Origin of the sequence: Rathayibacter festucae DSM 15932 (genome assembly GCF_004011135.1) — a bacterium.
GTDB lineage: Bacteria > Actinomycetota > Actinomycetes > Actinomycetales > Microbacteriaceae > Rathayibacter > Rathayibacter festucae.
On record NZ_CP028137.1, the window covers coordinates 34,316 to 53,644 of the forward strand.

The following is a 19,329-nucleotide window of genomic DNA, read 5'->3' on the forward strand; positions in this document are numbered from 1 at the left end:
GCGGGGAGAGCGACGTGAGCGGGGAGAGCGCTGTGAGCGCCGAGCTGTCGACGCCCTGCCCGAACTGCGGCGAGCCGGTCTCGACCGGCGACGCCTTCTGCGAGGCCTGCGGGACGACGCTGATCGTCCCGGCCGCCGCGGCCGCCCCGCCCGCCGCCGGCTCGGAGGGCCCGACCGCCTGCCTGCACTGCGGGGGAGCGATCGCCGACGACGGCTACTGCGAGCAGTGCGGTCAGCGCGCGCCGACCGAGCGCGAGCACTGGGCGGAGGCGCCGCACCCGCTGGTCGGCGGGGTCTGCGACCGCGGGATCCGGCACGCGGCCAACGAGGACGCGATGGCGCTCGGCGCGACGGCCGGCGAGGACGGCGGCCTGCGGACGGCGCTGCTGGTGGTCTGCGACGGCGTCTCCTCGACCCCCGACTCCGACACCGCCTCCCTCGCCGCGGCCCGAGCCGCGCTGAGCGCCCTGCGCAGCGAGGTCGGCGGCGAGGTGCACGGCGCCGAGCGCTGGGGCGCGCTGCTGCAGATGGCGGTCGCGCGCGCCTCCGGAGCGATCGACGCCGCGGTGCCCGAGAAGCGCGACAACCCGCCCTCCTGCACCTTCACCGCCGCGATCCTCGACGGCGCACTGCTGGTCACCGGCAACGTCGGCGACAGCCGCAGCTACTGGATCCCCGACGCGGGCCCCGCCCGGCAGCTGACCGTCGACGACTCCTGGGCACAGGAGCAGATCGCCTCGGGCGTGCCCCGCGCCGAGGCCGAGTCGGCGCCCGACGCGCACGCGATCACCAAGTGGCTGGGCGCCGACGCGCACGACGAGTCGCCGACCCTCGCCTCCACCGTGCTCGACGAGCCCGGCTGGGTGCTCGTCTGCTCCGACGGCCTCTGGAACTACGCCTCGCCCGCCGACGAGCTCGCGGCCGTCCTGCACGACGCCGTCGCCCGCGTCGGCGACGACCCCGTCGCGCTGGCGGAGGCGCTCGTCGCCTGGGCCAACGAGCGCGGCGGCCAGGACAACATCACGGCGGCCCTGGCACGCTTCGCCCCGGCGGCGGAGGCGGCGCCGCCGACCGAGTAGGCCGAGCCTGCGGCGCCCCATGCTGATCGAGTAGGCCGCGCAGCGGCCGTATCGAGATCCCCCCGCCGTGCCGCTCCGTCCATCCGAGGCACCGGTGCCTGGACACATCCGCTCCCCGCGTCCGCGCCGTCGCCGCCTACCCTCGTCCCCATGAGCATCGCCGAGTCGCCCGCCACCTCGCTGTCCACCGTCGGCCACTGGATCGACGGCGCAGCCTCGCCCTCGTCATCCGGCCGCACCGCGCCGGTCTACGACCCGGCGCTCGGCGTCGCGACCAAGGAGGTCGCGCTGGCCGACGCCGCCGAGATCGATGCGGCCGTCGCCTCCGCCAAGGCCGCGTTCCCCGCTTGGCGCGACACCTCGCTCGCCAAGCGCCAGCAGATCGTGTTCAAGTTCCGCGAGCTGCTCGAGGCGAAGAAGGGCGAGCTCGCCGAGATCATCACCTCCGAGCACGGCAAGGTCCTCTCCGACGCGATGGGCGAGATCACCCGCGGCCAGGAGGTCGTCGAGTTCGCGACCGGCCTCGCGCACCACCTCAAGGGCGAGTACTCGGAGCAGGTGTCGACCGGCGTCGACGTCTACTCCGTGAAGCAGCCGCTCGGCGTCGTCGGCATCATCAGCCCCTTCAACTTCCCGGCGATGGTGCCGATGTGGTTCTTCCCCATCGCGATCGCCGCCGGCAACACGGTGGTCGTGAAGCCGTCCGAGAAGGACCCGTCGTCGGCGATCTGGCTCGGCGCCCTCTGGAAGGAGGCCGGTCTCCCCGACGGCGTCTTCACCGTGCTCAACGGCGACAAGGTCGCGGTCGACGGCCTCCTCGAGCACCCCGACGTCAAGTCGATCTCCTTCGTCGGCTCCACCCCGATCGCCCAGTACGTCTACGAGACCGGCACCCGCCACGGCAAGCGCGTCCAGGCCCTCGGCGGGGCGAAGAACCACATGCTCGTGCTGCCCGACGCGGACCTCGACCTCGTCGCCGACTCCGCCATCAACGCGGGCTTCGGCTCGGCCGGCGAGCGCTGCATGGCGATCTCGGTCGTCGTCGCCGTCGAGCCGGTCGCCGACGAGCTGATCGCGAAGATCCAGGAGCGCGCCGCGACCCTGCGCATCGGCGACGGGCGCCGCGGCTGCGACATGGGACCGCTGGTGACCGAGGCGCACCGCGACAAGGTCGCCTCCTACATCGCGATCGCGGAGGAGGACGGCGCGAAGGTCGTCGTCGACGGCCGCGGCATCGAGGTCGACGGCGACGAGAACGGCTTCTGGCTCGGCCCGACGCTGCTGGACGACGTCCCGATCACCTCGAAGGCCTACACCGAGGAGATCTTCGGACCGGTCCTCTCCATCGTCCGGGTGCAGTCCTACGAGGAGGGCGTCGCCCTGATCAACAACGGCGCCTTCGGCAACGGCACCGCGATCTTCACCAACGACGGCGGGGCGGCCCGCCGATTCCAGAACGAGGTCGAGGTCGGGATGATCGGCATCAACGTGCCGATCCCCGTGCCGGTCGCGACCTTCTCCTTCGGCGGCTGGAAGTCGTCCCTCTTCGGCGACACCAAGGCCCACGGCGCGGAGGGCGTCCGCTTCTTCACGCAGCAGAAGGCGATCACGAGCCGCTGGCTTGACCCTAGCCACGGCGGCATCAACCTTGGCTTCCCTCAAAACTGAGGCACGCCCCCGGAGGGGTGGATCTCGATGCGGACGCTGCGCGTCCTACTCGATCAGCATGAGGCGTCGGCCCGTCCGCGGCCGGCCTGGCTGCCGAGCGGCTGCCGTCGCATGCTGGTCGAGTAGCCGCCGCAGGCGGCGTATCGAGACCCGCCCACCGCAGGCGCGGTGGACGCCGCCCTCAGACCACGCTCAGCGCCAGCCAGAGCTCCGTCCGAGCATCGACGTCGTCCAGGTCGACACCCAGCGCCCGCTCGACCGCCGTGACGCGGTTGCGCAGCGTGTGCCGGTGCACGCCGAGCTCGCGGGCGGCCGGCTCCCACGCCCCGTTGCAGCGGAGCCAGACGCGGGCGCTCTCGAGCAGCACGCCGCCCTCGGGGGTGAGCAGTGGCGCGAGCAGCCGCCGCGCGAGCGGCTCGGCGCCGGCCGCGGTGAGCAGGCCGCGCATCCCCTGCGCCGACACGTCCTCGAAGCGGAGCAGCGGATGCTCGGCCGTCGCCCGATCGGCCGCGCGCCGCGCCTCCACCAGCCCCCGGTCCAGCTCGGCCCAGGCGACCGGCGCCGAGGCCCCCGCCTGCGCACCGTGCCGCTCCAGCACTCCCGCGATCAGCGCCAGGTCGTCCGCACCCGTGATGACGACGAGGGCCCCGTCGCGCTCGGCGAAGAACAGCCGCGCCCCGTTCTCCTCCGCGAACACCTCCAGCTCGTCGAGCAGCGAGTCGCCGCGCACCGGCTCGCTCAGCACGCTCACGCGGACCGGCTCGGCGGGCAGCGTGCCCCAGAGCTGCCGCGCCGTGCGGGCCGCGACGTCGAAGGCCCCGGCGACGAGCAGCTCGAGCAGACCCGAGCGCAGCTGCCGCCGCGAGGTGTCGAGGGCACGCCGCTGCTCGAGCGCGATGCTCGCGAGCCCGATCACGCTCGCCACCAGGTCGTTGCCGGCCGGATCCAGGGGAGTGCCGGTGCCGACCGCGAGCACCCCGCGCAGGTGGTCGCGCTGCCCGAGCGTCTGCAGGGTGACGCCGCCGCCGTCGTCGAGCCGGAGCCCCGCGCGGCTGCCCCGGGCGAGCGCCTGGCGCACGGCCGCCGCGACCGAGCGCTCCGCCGCCTCCGGCACGTCGAGCCGGGTCGGCAGGTGCACCCGCTGGCCGACCGCGTCGTAGAGCGCGACCCAGCAGTCCAGCTGGCGCTCCAGCTCCGAGAGGATCGCCGCGAGGCCGTCCGGGCGCAGCGCCGCCCGCGCGACCCGGCGCTGCGCCTCCAGCGACCACTCCAGGCGCTCGCGCTGCTCGCGCGAGATGACGTCGGCGACGAAGCGGATGATCCCCATGAACGGCGTCAGATCGGCGACCTCGAGCAGCGGCAGCCCCTGCCGGGCGCAGGCCGCGATGAGCGGAGCGGGCACCTCGTCGTGCACGATGCCGGTCGCGAAGCCGAGGGCGCGGATGCCCCGGCCGCGCAGGCGGGCCACGTACGCCTCGGAGAAGTCGGCGCCCTGCGTCCCGGGAGCCTGCTCGAAGTGCACCCCGTCGGTGAGCAGCAGCTGCCCCGATTCGAGCCACGGCGTCGGATCGACGAGGTCGGAGGAGTGCGCCCAGACCAGCGGGGCGTCGAGGGCCGCCTCGTCGTGCACGCCCGCGAGGACGTGGAGGCGGAAGGCGGGCTCGGCGAGCAGATCGCGGACGGTCGCGGGCACGGGCGGCTCCACTCGGGATCGGATTCGACGTTCTGTCCATCGTAGGACTGACGCTTCGACAAAGCGGGCCGCCCGCGAATGGCCCCCGCGCGGCACCATGGAGGCATGACGCTCTCGGACACGACCTCCTCGGACACGACTCCCACCGGCAGCACCAACGCCTCCGTCACCGCCGCCGACCGCTCGCGGGTCTTCCACTCCTGGTCCGCGCAGGGCGCGCTCAACCCGCTGCCGATCGCCGGCGGCCTGGGCGCCGAGGTCTGGGACGTCGACGGCACCCGCTACCTCGACTTCTCCAGCCAGCTCGTGAACGTCAACATCGGCTACCAGCACCCCAAGGTCGTCGCCGCGATCCAGGCGCAGGCGGCGGTCCTCACCACCGTCGGCCCGGCCTTCGCGAACGAGACCCGGGCCGAGGCGGCGCGTCTGATCACCGAGCGCGCGCCCGAGGGCTTCGAGAAGATCTTCTTCACCAACGGCGGCGCGGACGCCAACGAGAACGCGATCAGGATGGCGCGCCTCTACACCGGTCGCGACAAGATCGTCTCCTTCTACCGCTCGTACCACGGCAACACCGGGGCCGCGATCGTCTCCACCGGAGACTGGCGCCGCATCCCCAACGAGTACGCCCGCGGGCACGTCCACGCCTTCGGTCCCTACCTCTACCGCTCCGAGTTCTGGGCCGAGACGCCCGAGCAGGAGTGCGAGCGCGCGCTGCACCACCTCGAGCGCGTCGTGCAGGCCGAGGGCCCCGAGTCGATCGCGGCGCTGCTGCTCGAGACCATCCCCGGGACGGCCGGCATCCTCACGCCGCCGCCCGGTTACCTCGCCGGCGTGCGGGCGCTCGCCGACCGCTACGGCATCCTGCTGATCCTCGACGAGGTGATGGCCGGCTTCGGCCGCACCGGCGAGTGGTTCGCCTTCGACGCCTTCGACGTCCGGCCCGACCTGATCACCTTCGCCAAGGGCGTCAACTCGGGCTACGTGCCGATCGGCGGCGTCCTCATCGACGACCCGATCGCGCACCACTTCGACGAGCGCGTCTTCCCCGGCGGGCTCACCTACTCCGGCCACCCGCTCGCCGCGGCGAGCGTCGTCGCGACCCTCGAGGCCATGGCGGAGGAGGGCATCGTCGACAACGCGAAGACCATCGGCTCCGAGCACCTCGCCCCCGGCCTGGCCGCCCTCGAGGCGAAGCACGACCTGATCGGCGAGGTCCGCGGCTCCGGCGTCTTCTGGGCGCTCGAGCTGGTCACCGACCGCGCCACCCGCGAGCCGCTGCCCGCCGCCGCCGTCGGCCGCCTGAAGGCGGACCTGCTCTCCCGGGGCCTCCTGCCCTTCACCGCCGACAACCGCATCCACGTCGTCCCGCCCGCCGTGGTCACCCCCGCCGAGGTCGCCCGCGGCCTCGCCCTGCTCGACGACGCCCTGACCGCCTTCAGCGGCTGACCGGCTCCCCCTGCTGATCGAGCCGCCCGCGCGGCGGGCCCCCATGCTGATCGAGTAGCCCGCGGAGCGGGCGTATCGAGATCCGCCGTCCTGCAGAGGCCGGGTCTCGATACGCCCCTCCGGGGCTGCTCGACCACCATGCATCTCTCCCCGACCATCGGCCGGCGGTCCTCCGAGCCACCCGGCCACGCACGAGCCGTATCCGGGAATCCGCGTGCCAGCGGATTCCCGTCGGCGAACGCGAGACGCTCCATGGAACGCGTGCGGCACTCCGCCGACCGCGAGACGCCGCTCCGCGGCGTCTCAGGAAATGGAATGCAGCGCGAACGCCGTGATGAATCCGAGGACGGCGTACAGCCCGGTCAGCACATCGTCCCGGTCGAACGCCTCCGGGATCATCGTGTTCGAGATCATCGCGAGGATCGCGCCGGCCGCGACCGTGGTGACGAACGCCACGACCGCTCCGGGCGCGCTCGCGAAGACGAGGAAGCCGACGAGCGCGGCGATCGCGGAGAGTGCGGCGATGCCGCCCCAGACGGTGAAGACGTAGCGGGCGGAGCGGCCGTCGGACTTCATCCCGACGGTCGAGGAGAGCCCCTCGGGCAGGTTCGAGATCGCCACCGCGGCCACGATCGGCACGCTGATCGCCGCTCCCGCGCCGCCTTGCGCCACCGAGAGGCCGAGCACGATCGACTCGGGGATCCCGTCGATCAGCGCGCCCGCGGCGATGGCGGTGCCGCCGCCCGCGGAGCCGGAGCCCTTCGCGCTCTTGCGGTTCCCCGCGCCGGCGCGGGTGAGCAGCGCGTCCGCGCCGACGAAGACCACGGCGCCGGCGAGCGTGCCGAGGATCGTCGGCAGGAGTCCGCCGTCGTCGGCCGCCTCCTGCACCAGCTCGTAGGCGAGTGCAGAGATGAGCACGCCCGCGCCGAACGCCGAGATCGCGGCGGTCAGCTTGGGCGGGACGCGGACGAACCAGGCGAGCGCCGCTCCGACGAGGAGGGTCGCTCCGCCGATGGCGCCGCTGAGCAGCGCGAGGGACCAGGGAGACACGGCGCCCAGCCTGTCAGGCGGACGCGGGCCGCGGACCGGGGTTGACCTGCGCGCCCGTCGCTCCGAGCGGATCAGCGCGCCCAGCCTCCGCGGTCCCGGCCTTCCCGTCCGTCCGACCTGCCGAAATGGCCCGAAGTCGGGCTACAATTCCCGTCATGCAGACTCTCTCGGTCAGTGAAGCGAAGAACCACCTCTCGTCCCTCGTCGACTCGGTGGAGGCGACCCACGACGCCGTCGTGATCACGCGCCACGGCAAGGCGGCGGCGGTCCTCATCTCGCCGGACGACCTCGACTCGCTGACCGAGACCATCGCCTGGCTCTCCGATCCGGCGCACCGGGGAGAGATCGGCGAGGCGGAGTCGGAGGTCGCAGCGGGTCGAACGCTGAGCCTCGACGAGGTCCGCGCGCAGCTGGCGAGTCGACGGGCGTGAGTCCGGAACCGCCCTTCGAGGTCCGGTTCACCAGTCCCGCCGTTCGAGCCCTGCACCGCCTGCCGCCGAAGCTGGCCGAGGCGGTGCTCCGCTTCTGCGCCGAGCCCCTCGCCGAGAACCCCCTGCGCGTCACGAAGCCGCTGAGCGCGGAGCTCGCGGGTCTGCGCTCCGGCTACGTCGGCGTGGCGTATCGCGTGCTGGTCGCCATCGACGAGGAGGCGCGAGTGGTGTCCGTCCTGAGGATCGGGCATCGCGCCGACATCTACGGCACCCGCTAGGGACCCCGCCCTCAGCACCGCTCCGAGACGTACCCCTCGTCGCCGGGCGTCAGCAGGTCGCGGTCGCGCAGCAGCACGCCGACGCCGTCGCCGCGCGCGCACGCCCGCGCGAACACCGCGTCCGCGTCGTCCACGTCCGTGTACTCCACCTCGTACACGCGCTCGCCGTAGACGTCGGTGTAGGCGTCGCACTCGGTGAACACCTCGCACTCCTCGGTGATCGCGAAGTCGAAGCCGAGCCCGCGCATCTCCTCCGCTCGCTCGGCCGCGTTCTTCTGGCCGATCGCGAGCCCGGCCCGGTGCGCGGCGTCGACGAGATCACGCGCGAACGCCGCCGTGTCGTCGTCGGTGAGCAGCCCCTCCGAGCGGGTGGCGGAGTCGAGGTTGTCGGCCTCGACGGCGTCGAAGCCGCTCTCGGCGCAGCCCTCGAGCCACGGCCCGACCACCTCGAGCAGCGCCTCCCGCTTCGCCTCCGTCGACACATCGAGGAGCGTCTCGTCCGGCCAGTCCGGATCGGTGACCGGCTCGCCCGCGGCGTCCCGCAGCAGCAGCTCCGGGCGCGACGCCCACGCCGCCTCCTCGCCGGGCTGCGTCTGGAAGGCGTTGACGTAGCAGACCGAGTACACGCCGGGCGCGGGCTCGGCCTCGCGGTCGCGGACGACGAGGTCGACGCCGTCGGCCGGCGGGTAGCTGCCGCCGAGCTGGTAGTCGAAGCCCGCGCCCGCCGGGGGAGGGGCCGGCTGTCCGACGGTTGCTGCGCATCCGGCGAGGAGGAGGGCCGTCGCGGCCAGGCAGCACAATAAACTGGCCGAATGGCGGAGTTCAGCGCGAGTGTCTTTCAGAACGAGTTCCTCTCGGACGGCGCGACGGATGTGCACGCGATCGTGACGGTGACCGCCTCGGGCACCGGCGCGGCCGGCAGCGACGGAGCGGCCGCCGAGATCATCATCGTCGACTGCTCGGGGTCGATGACCGGCGAGAACATGACCGCGGCCAAGCGCGCCGCCGCCGTGGCGGTCGACCAGATCCTCGACGGCACCTTCTTCGCCGTCGTCGCCGGCTCCGAGCGGGCCGACCGCGCCTTCCCGTACCCCAACGCCTCCGTGTCGATGGTGCGGATGGAGCCGGGCGCCCGGGCGGCCGCGAAGGAGGCCATCGGCTTCCTCCAGGCCGACGGCGGCACCGCGATGGGCACCTGGCTGACCCTCGCCCGCCAGCTCTTCTCCAGCGTCCCCGAGGCGAAGCAGCGGCACGCGATCCTGCTCACCGACGGCAAGAACGAGCACGAGTCGCGAATGCAGCTCGACGCGGCGATCCGCGCGGCCGGGGGCGTCTTCCAGTGCGACGTCCGCGGCGTCGGCTCCCGCTGGGTCGTCGAGGAGGCGCGCACCATCGCCAGCGCGCTGCTCGGCACCGTCGGACTGATCGCGAACCCGGCCGACATGGCCGCCGACTTCGAGCAGCTGATCCAGGCATCGATGGGCCGCGGCGTCGCCGACGGCGAGCTGCGCGTCTGGACCCCGCAGGGCTCGCAGCTGCTCTTCGTCCGCCAGGTCGCGCCGAACCTCGAGGACCTCAGCTCGCGCCGCACCTCGGTGAACCCGCTGACCGGCTCCTACCCGACCGGCGCCTGGGGCGACGAGTCACGGGAGTACCACGTGGCCGTCCGCGTCGCGTCGAAGCCGGTCGGCGCCGAGCAGCTCGCCGCCCGCGTGCAGCTCAGCGTGCGCGACGAGGTCGTCGCCTCCGCGCTGGTGAAGGCCCGCTGGACCGACGACTCGGCGCTCACCGCGCGGATCGATCCCGCCGTCGCGCACTACACCGGCCAGACCGAGCTCGCCTCGGCGATCCAGGACGGCCTCGCCGCGAAGGCCGTCGGCGACGACGCCACCGCGACCGTCAAGCTCGGCCGCGCCGTGCAGCTCGCCGCCGCGACGGGCAACGACGAGGCGACCGCGAAGCTGCGCAAGGTCGTCGAGATCGACGACCCCAACGAGGGGACGGTGCGGCTGAAGCGCGGCGTCGCCCGCCTGGACGAGATGGCGCTCGACACCGCCTCGACGAAGACCACGCGGGTGCGCAAGTGAGCTACCGCTGCCCGGAGGGGCACACCTCCCAGTCCGGCGACTACTGCGACGTCTGCGGTGCGCCGATCGCGCCCGCCGCGCCGTCCGCCCCCGCGCCCCGTGCCGCCGACCCGACCACGGCGATCCCGACCGGTCCCGCCGTCTGCCCGAACTGCTCCTACCCCAACGAGGCCGGCGCGCTGTTCTGCGAGAACTGCGGCTACGACTTCACCACCGGCTCACTGCCCGAGGCCGACCCGTTCACCGAGTCGGGCGCGGTTCGAGCGCCGGGCGAGGTCGGCGGCTCCGCCACGCCGGCCGGTGATCCGGCCGCCCACCTGGGCGAGGCGCCCGCGCCGGCCGCTCCCGGTGCGCCGCCCGCGCTCGTTCCGGAGGAGGAGGCCGGCTTCGACGTGCCCGTCGCCACCGCGCCGCCCGCCGCGCCTGCCACGGAGGTCCTCGCCGAGGTCACCGGGAGCACGCCGACGACCGCGCCCGCCGTGCCCGCGGCCGCGGAGGAGGACGACCCCTGGATCGCCGAGATCTGGGTCGACCCCGACTGGTACGCCGAGCAGCGGGCCGAGGACCCGATGCCCTCCGCCGGCCCGCCGACGATCGTCGTGCTGCGCGAGCGCAGCGTGCTCGTCGGCCGGCCCTCCGTCTCGCGCGGCATCTCGCCGCAGATCGACTGCGGCACCGACTCCGGCGTCTCCCGCCGCCACTGCCAGCTCAACACCGACGGCTACCGCTGGTGGGTCGAGGACCTGCAGTCCGCGAACGGCACCTACCTCGCCGCGGCCGGCGCCCCGCTCCCGCAGACGCCGATCCCCACCGGCCAGCGCCGCGAGATCGAGGAGGGCGACCGCGTCTACGTCGGCGCCTGGACCCGCATCGTCCTCCGCCAGGCCCTCCCGGGCGAGGCCTGACCCCCTGCCGATCGACGCCGCCGAGGAGCCCGCGGAGCGGGAGCCCGCCTACTGATCGAGGAGCCCGCGAAGCGGGCCCCTGCATGCTGATCGAGCAGCACGCGAAGCGTGCGTATCGAGCGGAGGGGACGCCTTCGGCGCCAGCGCAGGGCGGGGAAGAGACCGACGTCCATGCGGTGGTGGGTCTCGATACGCCCCTGCGGGGCTACTCGACCAGCATGCTGGCGTCTCTTCCCAGTAGATCCGCCGTCACCGAGACCTGAGCCGCTGGGCTCATGTCAGGGAGGGGCGGGTCTCGATACGCCGCGCTGCGTGGCTGCTCGACCAGCATGCAAGGCGGCCGCTGCGCGGCTGCTCCACCGGCATGTGCGGTGGCGGCTGCTCGGCCGGCGGGGGATCCGCTCAGCGGCCGGCGAGCATCCCGAGCATCCAGGAGAGGGCGGCGACGGCGCCGACGCCGACGACGCTCGAGCCGATGATGACGGCGCGGCGGAGGCGGACGGCGCGGCCGTCGGGAGCGGACGCCGCATCCAGCCCGGAGGGGGACGACGCGGTCATGCCCGCGCGCAGTCGGTGCGCGACCTGGTCGGCGGTGGGCCGCTTCGCCGGGTCGCGCTCGGTCATCGAGGTGAGCAGCGCGCGCCAGGGCGCGGGCAGCGTCGCCGGGACGACGGGGGAGCGGTTGAGGCGCGCGATGGCCGCCTCGAGGACGGTCCCGGAGTACTCGCGGTGCCCGGTGATCGCCTCCAGCAGCACGAGGCCGAGCGAGAAGACGTCGCTGGCGCCGCTGATCGGCTCGCCCGCGACCTGCTCGGGGCTGACGAAGCTGGCGGTGCCGATCACGATGCCGTCGCTGGTGAGGCGCGAGCCGTCCATGAAGTGGGCGACGCCGAAGTCGGTGAGCTTGGCGGTGCGGGCGTAGCCGCTGGAGGCGACCTCGCTGACCAGGATGTTCGCGGGCTTCACGTCGCGGTGCACGACGCCGCGCTCGTGCAGGTACGCGAGCGCCTCGGCCAGCTGGGTGCCGATCGCGGCGACCTCGTCCGGTGCCATCGGGCCGGGCTCGAGCCGCGCCTCGAGGGTCGGGTCGGCGACGAGCTCCATCACGACGTAGCGGCGCACCTCGCCGCCGAAGTTGTGCAGGCCGGCGTCGAAGAGGTTGACGATCCCGGGGTGCGCGAAGGAGCTGAGCATCCGCACCTCGCGCTCCTGGCGGGCGACGTCCTCGGGGTTGGAGGCCTCGGCGCGGAAGACCTTCACGGCCACTTCGCGCTGCACGGTCTCGTCGCGGGCCCGGTACACCGAGCCCATCCCGCCGGAGCCGATCCGCTCGATCAGGTAGTAGCGACCGGCCACCCGCTGCTGGGCGGCATTGGCGGCGATGGTGCTCACGACGACCCGCCTTCCGCTGGAGCGGAGTGCTCCGTGGCGCTCAGGACGAGCACCTGGGTAGACGGTACCGCGGTGCCGCGACAACGGGGAGCGCAATAGCCGGGATTGACATACGGCCGTGATAGAAGCAGTCGATCCGGCACCGAGCGGGACCGCTCAGCGCAGTCCGCTGCGGGCGAAGCCCTGCACGAAGTAGCGCTGGAAGATCAGGAACAGCACGACCATCGGCAGCACGTTCACCAGCGCGAAGGCCATCGTCCCGCCGTAGTCGCTGCCGAACTGCCCCTGCAGGTAGAGCAGCCCGATCGGGAGGGTGAAGAGGACGTTCTCCTTGAGGGCGATCAGCGGCCAGGCGAAGTCGTTCCAGGAGCCGAGGAGCGACATGAAGAACAGCACCGCGATCAGCGGCTTCGAGAGCGGGAGTACGATCCGGGTGAAGACGCGGAAGTGACCGGCCCCGTCGATCCGGGCCGCCTCGATCAGGTCCCGCGGGATGGCGAGGATGAACTGCCGCGCCAGGAAGAGCCCGAAGGCCGAGGCCGCCGTCGGCAGGATCACCGCCCAGTAGCTGCCGTAGAGGCCGAGGTCGGTGACGAGCCGGAAGAGCGACACCATGATCACCTGCACGGGCAGGGTCAGCGTCGACAGCGCCAGCAGGAAGAGCACCCCCGAGCCGCGGAAGCGCAGCTGCGCGAAGGCGTAGCCGCCGAGCAGGTTGATCGCCACGGTGATCAGCGCGGTGGTGAGGCTGATCGCGAGCGAGTTGCCGAACCAGGTCGCGACCGGGAACGAGTCGAAGACGCGCTCGAAGTTGGCCAGCGTGAACTCGCGCGGCCACAGGCGCAGCGTGCCGCCGAGCAGCTCGGCGCGCGAGGAGAACGCGACGACGAGCATCCAGTAGAGCGGGAAGAGGATGACGAGGGAGACGAGGATCGCCAGGACGAGCCGGAGCGCGGTCGTCGAGCGGGAGACGCGGTTCATTCGACGAGGTCCCTCGAGCGGTTCGTGCGCCACTGCACGGCGGTGAAGATCATCGTCAGGATCAGCAGGACGATGCCGATCGCCGCCGCGTAGCCCTGATCGCGGGTGACGAAGCCGGTGTCGTAGGCGTAGGTCACCAGCACCGAGGTGGAGTTCTGCGGCCCGCCGCCGGTGAGGACGAAGACGATGTCGAAGACCTGGAACGAGTAGATGACGTTGAGGATGAGCAGGAAGAACGTCGACGGGCCGACCAGCGGCACCGTCACGTGCCGGAACTGCTGCCAGCCGTTCGCGCCGTCCAGCCGCGCGGCCTCGTAGAGGGCGGGGTTCACGCCCTGCAGCCCGGCCAGGTAGATCAGCATGTTGAAGCCGACCCGCCACCACAGGGTGACGAGGATCACGGAGGCGAAGGCTGCGGCTCCGCCGGACTGCCAGGCGATCCGCGGCAGGCCGATCGTCTGCAGAAGGCCGTCGAGCACACCGCTGTTCTCGTCGAAGATCAGCACGCCCATCAGCGCCGTCGCGACGCCCGAGACGGCCATCGGCAGGATCAGGATCGAGCGGAAGACGGGCCGGGCCGGCAGCACCGAGTTCAGCAGCACCGCGGCGCCCAGGCCGAGCGCCATCGAGAGCGGCGTGACGATCAGCGTGAACAGCGCGGTGTTGAGGGTCGAGCGCCAGAACAGCGGGTCGCCGAGCAGCCGGGCGTAGTTGTCCAGGCCGATGAAGACGCCGTCGCCGAAGCCGTTGGTGCGCTGGAAGCTGAGCAGGAACGCACCGACCAGCGGCACGAAGACGAACAGCGCCAGCATCAGCAGGTTCGGCGCGAGGAACCCGTAGGCGGCGACGGTCTCGCGGGCGGCGGGCGCCCGGGAGGCGCGGCGCGGTCGCGCCGTCACCTCCTCGGGGGCGGGGAGGGTGGAGGTCACGGGGTCGCGCCGCTCACTGCACGGCGGTGGCGATGCCGGAGCTGAGCTTCGCGATCGTGTCCTCGGTGCTCTGACCGCCGACGAACGCCTGCTCGAGCTGCTCCTTCAGCACCGCGATGATCGCCGCCATGTCCGGCGAGGCGACCTGCGCCGCGTCCTCGGCCTGCACGGTGCCCGCCTGCCCGAGGAAGACCTCCGCGAGCTCGGGGCGCACCTCGAACTCGATGCCCGACTCGGTCAGGTCGCGGCGGGTGGGCAGGAGCGAGGCGCCGGCGCAGAAGTCGCGCATCGACTCCTCCTCGGTCACGAAGGCGAGGAACGCCGCCGCGAGCTCGGGGTTCGCGGTCGCCTTGGTCGCGACGAGGGCGTTGCCGCCGAAGTCGCCGCCGCCGCGCACGTTCCGCGGCGAGTAGGTCGCGCCCCACTCGAAGTCGAGCGTCGACTCCGCGTCCGGGATGAGGAAGGCGCCGCCGAAGGTCATCGCGGTCGTCTGCGAGTACCAGAGGTCGCTCGCGTAGGTCGTCGCCTGGATCGAGCTGCTCGGCGGCACGAGGCCGTCGGTGAAGAAGCTGCGGCTGAAGTCGATCGCCGCGCGACCCGCGTCGGAGTCGATGGCCGGAGCGGAGAGGTCCTCGGTGAGGAAGCGGCCGTCGGCCTGGAAGAGCAGGCTCAGCCAGCGGGTGACGCCGTTGCCCTGCCAGTTGTAGGCGAAGGGGTAGCGCTCGGCGGGGAGCGAGGCGCGCAGCGTCCGGCCGACCTCGGTGAACTCCTCCCAGGTCCAGGCCTCCTCCGGCGAGGCCGGGAAGTCGGTGATGCCCGCGGTGGCGAGCGCTTCGGTGTTGTAGAGGATCAGCGAGGTGTCGGTGTGGTGCGGCACGCCGAACGGGCTGCCGCCGCTCTGCACCGCGGCCCAGGCCGGGTCGGTGAAGCGGTCGGCCACGTCGGCCTCGAGGTGCGGAGTGAGGTCGAGCAGCTGGTCGCGACCCGCGTAGCTGCCGAAGGTGTAGTACGGCACGCGGAAGACGTCCGGCGGGTTGCCCGCCTGCAGCTGCGCGTCGATGTTGGTGAACATCTGCTCGTACGGCACCGAGTTCAGCGCCACGGTCGAGCCGGGGTTCGCCTCCTGGAAGCGGTCGATCGCCCGCTGGAAGCCGGCGAGCTCGGCGTCCGTGCCCCAGGTGGTGAAGGTCAGCGTGCCGCTGTCGGCGCTCGCCGCCGGGCGGGCCGGCGCGAAGCCGCAGCCCGCGAGCACCGGGACCGAGGCGGCGACGCCCAGGGCGCTGAGGAAGCGGCGGCGGTCCAGCGTCACCCGATCGAAGGCGCCCCTGCGGAGCGAAGTCGTGTCCAGAGCCATCATGGCCTCCCCTCGGGGGCCACCGGCGGGCCCTCCGAGGGGAGGCTAGCTGCGGGCATCGGCGTGCGCCGCTACTGGACGGATCCGCGCTCCTGTGAGAGAAGCGGTGCTCAGCTGCGGCGGCCGAGCATCCCCTCGAACGAGCCGTCGAGCGCCCACGGGTCGGCGGGAGCGCGGGAAGTGCGCGCCGCCTCGGTCGCGAGCTCGCGGCCCGCCCGCTCGATCCGCGAGGGCAGCGCGCGGCCGTCCTCGGTGGCTCCGCCCCAGTCCTCGGTCGCGGCGAAGACCGTCGTCGACAGCGGAGCGGCGTGCAGGTAGCTGAAGAGCGGGCGCATGGCGTAGTCGACTGCGAGCGAGTGGCGGGGCGAGCCGCCGGTCGCCGCGAGCAGCACGGGCAGCCCGCGCAGCGCCTCGGTGTCGAGCACGTCGACGAACGACTTGAAGAGCCCGCTGTAGCTGGTGGTGAAGATCGGCGTCACGGCGATCAGGCCGTCCGCGCCGGCCACCGCGTCGAGCGCGGTCTGCAGCGCCGGGCTGGCGAAGCCGGTGAGCAGGTTGTTCGTGACGTCGTGCGCGAGGTCGCGCAGCTCGACGACGCTGCGCTCGACGGCGAAGCCCTGCTCGGTGAGCGAGGCCTCGGCCGCGTCGGCCAGGCGGTCGGCGAGCAGGCGGGTGGAGGACGGCGTGCTGAGGCCGGCCGAGAGGACGGTGATCCTGCGGGTGTCCATGGGCGGGGCCTCCTAGGCGCTGACGGGGACGGGCTGCTCGGCGCGGGCGGCGACGAGCGAGGAGTGGGTGGGCGCGTCCGGCACGTGCGCCGGGCGGCCCTCGGCGAAGCCGGCGCGCAGAGCGGGCAGGATCTCGCCGAGCATGTCCATCTGCTCGAGGACGGTCTTCAGCGGCAGGCCCGCGTGGTCCATCAGGAACAGCTGGCGCTGGTAGTCGCCGACGTACTCGCGGAAGCCGAGGGTGCGGTCGATGATCTCCTGCGGCGAGCCCACGGTGAGCGGGGTCTGCTCGGTGAAGTCCTCCAGCGAGGGGCCGTGGCCGTAGACCGGGGCGTTGTCGAAGTAGGGGCGGAACTGCGAGACCGCGTCCTGCGAGTTCTTCGCGAGGAAGATCTGGCCGCCGAGTCCGACGATCGCCTGGTCGGCGCTGCCGTGGCCGTAGTGCTCGAAGCGCTGGCGGTAGAGCTGCACCATCTTCGCGGTGTGCGAGGCGGGCCAGAAGATGTGGTTCGCGAAGAAGCCGTCACCGTAGTAGGCGGCCTGCTCGGCGATCTGCGGCGAGCGGATGGAGCCGTGCCAGACGAACGGGGCGACGCCGTCGAGCGGGCGCGGGGTCGACTGGAAGCCCTGGAGGGGCGTGCGGAACTGGCCCTCCCAGTCGACGAACTCCTCGGTCCAGAGGCGGTGCAGCAGGTCGTAGTTCTCGATGGTGAGTTCGATGCCGCGGCGGATGTCCTTGCCGAACCACGGGTAGACCGGGCCGGTGTTGCCGCGGCCGAGCATCAGGTCGACGCGACCGCCGGCGAGGTGCTGGAGCATCGCGTAGTCCTCGGCGAGCTTCACCGGGTCGTTCGTGGTGATCAGCGCCATCGCGGTGCTGAGCTGGAGCCGCTCGGTCTTCGCGGCGATGTAGGCGAGGGTCGTCGTGGGGGAGGAGGACCAGAACGGCGGGTTGTGGTGCTCGCCGAGCGCGAAGACGTCGAGGCCGATCTCCTCCGCCTTCTGGGCGATCGCGACGGTGGCCGCGATCTTCTCGGACTCGGTCGGGGTGCGGCCGGTCGTGGGGTCGGTCGTGATGTCGCTGACCGTGAAGATGCCGAACTGCATCAGGCGCTCCTTCTCTCCGTGGCCCCGTCCTGGCGAGACCTGATTCATGCGTTCGCATGTACATCCTCATCCAACCACGTGCGGCTGGATTCATTCCCGCCACCTGCTCGACCGCTCAGGAGCGATTCAGGGAAGGGATCCGGGCCACCCCGTCCACGACCTCCTGGGCGAAGCTCGTCGTGTCGTCATCGAGAGCCACGAGGGAGTCTCGGGCGCTCTCGAAGGCTCCCACCAGATCGCGGCGAAGCCGACGGATCTCGTCGACGGCTCGGCCACCGTCCACCCCGAGCTTCTTCGCTTCTTTCGCGAAGCCTGCTTCGGACATCGCATCGAAGCGATATTCCCCGTCGATCGACATCGCTGCCTGTGGCGCTTCACCCCTGGCGCCGAAACGGGACCGATCGTCGAGATAGGGGGCGATGGTGTTCAGGTCGTAGAGAGGCGCGAGCCGGGTGTGGGCGCCGTCGAGCATCATCGAGTAGTTCTTGATGTGCGCGTCGGTGCAGTACGCGACGCTGTTGAAGGCGACTCCGCGGAAGAACTCCCATCCGATCCGCACTCTCTGGCTGTCGCTAAGTGCGAGAGCGCGGATGAGGGTCGCGACGGCGCCGATCCCCGGTCCCCCGTCCCGTCGCTGGTACTTCTTCGCCGGATCCGTCGACAGGGCCTGTCCGAGGTCCTCCTGATGCAACCGCCGGATGATTCCGTCTGCTCCCGGCGCGCGATCGTAGCGTTTCGAGACGAAGACCCGGTGCGGCCCGATCTGCTGGATCCAGAACTCGGCGGTCGCGAGACCGAGCGTGTTCGCCGCGGTCAGCGTCACGTATTCGACGACGTCGACGCGCCTGAACCCGTCCGGCGCGACGGGCTTGAGGATGTGTGTCGTCGGCGTCGCGCGCAGCGCACGTGCCCATCCGCGTCGGTCGTGAACGAGCGCGATCTTGGGTTGCGCTCCGGGAAGAGAGAAGCGCTGATCGAGGCGCGCGTCCGCAGTCCCGTCTCGGTACTCGTCGATGACGAGGCGGAGCTGTTCGGCGACGTCCTCGTCCGCCAGGGTCTCGATCGCGGTTCGGTCGCTGTCCGCGTCAGTGGATTCCTCGCCGGGAGGAAGGAGCTGAACGGCGCCGGGGGCGTCCGACCCTGTGTGCTCGAGGATGGCGAAGGGATTCCTGGGATTGACGTCGAAGCGTTGAGCAATGGCGCTTCGCGCTGCGTCGTTGTCGGGGAGGAGCCCGTTGAGCCAGGGCAGGACCTGCCGCTTGCCGTGGCGCTTGACTGCTTTGCTCATCGATAGCGAGAGGGGCGTACTCAGCGGATCGCGCCTGTACTCGTCGTCATAGACGAAGACGGTGTCGCCCGTGTTCTCCTGCAGGAACGTTCCTGCTCTTCTGCCGTCGAGGTACGCGACGAGCTCACGTGGGACGGCCATCGAGCGCCCTTTCTTCGAGCCCGTAACCCAGCGCTCGGAGTACGTCGAGGACCGCACCGATGCGGGCGTTGGGGTTGCCGCGCTCGAACTCGTTCACCCACTTCCTGGAGAGTCCCGCGCGCTGGGCGAGCTCGGCCTGGCTGAGGCCCGCGTTCTCGCGCAGTGAGACCACCAGCTGCCTCAGATCGTTCACTCCACTGAACATCGATCGCCTCCTCCGCGGTGTAACCGTACGGCTACATCTCGAAGTGTAACCCTTCAGGTACTGCCCGTGATGTAACCGCTCGTGCCGAGACGGAGACGACCGAGAGCTTCGAGGGCTTCTTCGGCACGGCCGGCGGCAGATTGGCTGAAAGCTGTAAGTGCCACGAAGCGCTAAAATGGGCGCTACAGAGCTCAGGAGGATCGAATGGTCGCACGACGATCGCCTCGCCGCTCCCTCCAGCTGGCCGAGATCGGCGCCAACATCCGGCGGTGGCGAGCCGTGAACGGGATGACCGCGTCCTCGCTCGCCGAGCGGGCGGGCGTCACCCGCGAGACGCTGCGCCGCCTGGAGGCGGGGGACGGCTCGGCCCGCCTCGACTCCGTCGTCGCGGTCCTCGGGGCGCTCGGCATCGCGGACTCCCTCGTCCAGGCGACCGACCCCTACCGCAGCGAGACGGCACGGGCCCGCATCGACGCGATCCTCGGCGCCGGCGGCTCAGTGTGACGGTCGGGCAGCAGGCCCTGACCCTCGAGTGACGGGGGGTCTCCTCGCCCTCCGGCCGCC

Annotated in this window: 19 protein-coding genes; 8 read left to right on the plus strand and 11 right to left on the minus strand. The window is 72.1% G+C overall.

Annotation, left to right across the window (positions count from 1 at the left end; all coding sequences use genetic code 11):
* The first annotated feature begins 14 nt into the window (after positions 1–14).
* Complete coding sequence (locus tag C1I64_RS00160; RefSeq protein ID WP_244209370.1) at positions 15–1,079, plus strand: PP2C family protein-serine/threonine phosphatase; 1,065 nt, start codon at positions 15–17, stop codon at positions 1,077–1,079.
* Between the two features lie 150 nt (positions 1,080–1,229).
* Complete coding sequence (locus C1I64_RS00165; protein WP_123444932.1) at positions 1,230–2,747, plus strand: CoA-acylating methylmalonate-semialdehyde dehydrogenase; 1,518 nt, start codon at positions 1,230–1,232, stop codon at positions 2,745–2,747.
* Positions 2,748–2,928: 181 nt separating this feature from the next.
* Here C1I64_RS00165 and C1I64_RS00170 read toward each other — a convergent pair whose 3' ends face one another.
* A complete protein-coding gene (locus C1I64_RS00170) occupies positions 2,929–4,440 on the minus strand; it encodes a PucR family transcriptional regulator (protein ID WP_164874405.1) in 1,512 nt (503 codons plus the stop codon).
* Positions 4,441–4,545: 105 nt separating this feature from the next.
* Here C1I64_RS00170 and C1I64_RS00175 point away from each other — a divergent pair, with 105 nt between their 5' ends.
* The gene (locus C1I64_RS00175) at positions 4,546–5,889 is read left to right on the plus strand and encodes an aspartate aminotransferase family protein (RefSeq protein ID WP_127885843.1); all 1,344 of its coding nucleotides are present in this window, start codon (positions 4,546–4,548) and stop codon (positions 5,887–5,889) included.
* A 303-nt stretch (positions 5,890–6,192) separates the two neighbouring features.
* Here the strand turns inward: C1I64_RS00175 and C1I64_RS00180 are convergent, their stop codons facing one another.
* The gene (locus tag C1I64_RS00180) at positions 6,193–6,939 is read right to left on the minus strand and encodes a ZIP family metal transporter (RefSeq protein ID WP_127885844.1); all 747 of its coding nucleotides are present in this window, start codon (positions 6,937–6,939) and stop codon (positions 6,193–6,195) included.
* Between the two features lie 155 nt (positions 6,940–7,094).
* Between C1I64_RS00180 and C1I64_RS00185 the strand changes: the two genes are divergently transcribed.
* Both C1I64_RS00185 and C1I64_RS00190 read left to right on the plus strand, forming a co-directional pair.
* Positions 7,095–7,370, plus strand: coding sequence for a type II toxin-antitoxin system Phd/YefM family antitoxin (locus C1I64_RS00185; protein WP_127885845.1), 276 nt, complete (start codon positions 7,095–7,097; stop codon positions 7,368–7,370).
* Entirely contained in the window at positions 7,367–7,648 is a 282-nt protein-coding gene (locus tag C1I64_RS00190; RefSeq protein ID WP_127885846.1) for a type II toxin-antitoxin system RelE family toxin, read from the plus strand. The genes C1I64_RS00185 and C1I64_RS00190 overlap by 4 nt, the downstream gene beginning before the upstream one ends.
* 11 nt (positions 7,649–7,659) lie before the next feature.
* On the opposite strand, the gene C1I64_RS00195 is transcribed toward C1I64_RS00190, so the two are convergent.
* On the minus strand, positions 7,660–8,448 hold the full coding sequence (locus C1I64_RS00195) for an endo alpha-1,4 polygalactosaminidase (protein ID WP_127885847.1): 789 nt from the start codon (positions 8,446–8,448) through the stop codon (positions 7,660–7,662).
* A gap of 12 nt (positions 8,449–8,460) precedes the next feature.
* Between C1I64_RS00195 and C1I64_RS00200 the strand changes: the two genes are divergently transcribed.
* Together C1I64_RS00200 and C1I64_RS00205 are read left to right on the plus strand one after the other, a co-directional pair.
* Entirely contained in the window at positions 8,461–9,735 is a 1,275-nt protein-coding gene (locus C1I64_RS00200) for a VWA domain-containing protein (protein ID WP_127885848.1), read from the plus strand.
* Entirely contained in the window at positions 9,732–10,640 is a 909-nt protein-coding gene (locus C1I64_RS00205; protein WP_127885849.1) for an FHA domain-containing protein, read from the plus strand. The genes C1I64_RS00200 and C1I64_RS00205 overlap by 4 nt, the downstream gene beginning before the upstream one ends.
* A gap of 402 nt (positions 10,641–11,042) precedes the next feature.
* On the opposite strand, the gene C1I64_RS00210 is transcribed toward C1I64_RS00205, so the two are convergent.
* From C1I64_RS00210 to C1I64_RS00245, 8 genes are all read right to left on the minus strand, one after another.
* Positions 11,043–12,032: a serine/threonine-protein kinase gene (locus tag C1I64_RS00210; RefSeq protein WP_127885850.1), complete on the minus strand. Its 990-nt coding sequence runs from the start codon at positions 12,030–12,032 to the stop codon at positions 11,043–11,045.
* Positions 12,033–12,188: 156 nt separating this feature from the next.
* Positions 12,189–13,013, minus strand: coding sequence for a carbohydrate ABC transporter permease (locus C1I64_RS00215; RefSeq protein ID WP_123701944.1), 825 nt, complete (start codon positions 13,011–13,013; stop codon positions 12,189–12,191).
* Entirely contained in the window at positions 13,010–13,942 is a 933-nt protein-coding gene (locus C1I64_RS00220) for a carbohydrate ABC transporter permease (protein WP_244209371.1), read from the minus strand. The genes C1I64_RS00215 and C1I64_RS00220 overlap by 4 nt, the downstream gene beginning before the upstream one ends.
* Positions 13,943–13,955: 13 nt before the next feature.
* Positions 13,956–15,299 carry an ABC transporter substrate-binding protein gene (locus C1I64_RS00225; protein ID WP_244209372.1) on the minus strand — a complete coding sequence of 448 codons (1,344 nt, stop codon included), beginning with the start codon at positions 15,297–15,299 and terminating at the stop codon, positions 13,956–13,958.
* A 107-nt stretch (positions 15,300–15,406) separates the two neighbouring features.
* Positions 15,407–16,024 (minus strand): FMN reductase, encoded by a 618-nt coding sequence (locus tag C1I64_RS00230; RefSeq protein ID WP_123734953.1) that lies wholly within the window; start codon positions 16,022–16,024, stop codon positions 15,407–15,409.
* Between the two features lie 12 nt (positions 16,025–16,036).
* On the minus strand, positions 16,037–17,131 hold the full coding sequence (locus tag C1I64_RS00235; protein WP_123733452.1) for an LLM class flavin-dependent oxidoreductase: 1,095 nt from the start codon (positions 17,129–17,131) through the stop codon (positions 16,037–16,039).
* A gap of 115 nt (positions 17,132–17,246) precedes the next feature.
* Positions 17,247–18,560 (minus strand): HipA domain-containing protein, encoded by a 1,314-nt coding sequence (locus tag C1I64_RS00240; protein WP_127885851.1) that lies wholly within the window; start codon positions 18,558–18,560, stop codon positions 17,247–17,249.
* Positions 18,544–18,765 carry a helix-turn-helix domain-containing protein gene (locus C1I64_RS00245; RefSeq protein WP_127885852.1) on the minus strand — a complete coding sequence of 74 codons (222 nt, stop codon included), beginning with the start codon at positions 18,763–18,765 and terminating at the stop codon, positions 18,544–18,546. The genes C1I64_RS00240 and C1I64_RS00245 overlap by 17 nt, the downstream gene beginning before the upstream one ends.
* A gap of 204 nt (positions 18,766–18,969) precedes the next feature.
* Between C1I64_RS00245 and C1I64_RS00250 the strand changes: the two genes are divergently transcribed.
* Entirely contained in the window at positions 18,970–19,269 is a 300-nt protein-coding gene (locus tag C1I64_RS00250) for a helix-turn-helix domain-containing protein (protein WP_127885853.1), read from the plus strand.
* Positions 19,270–19,329: the final 60 nt, after the last annotated feature.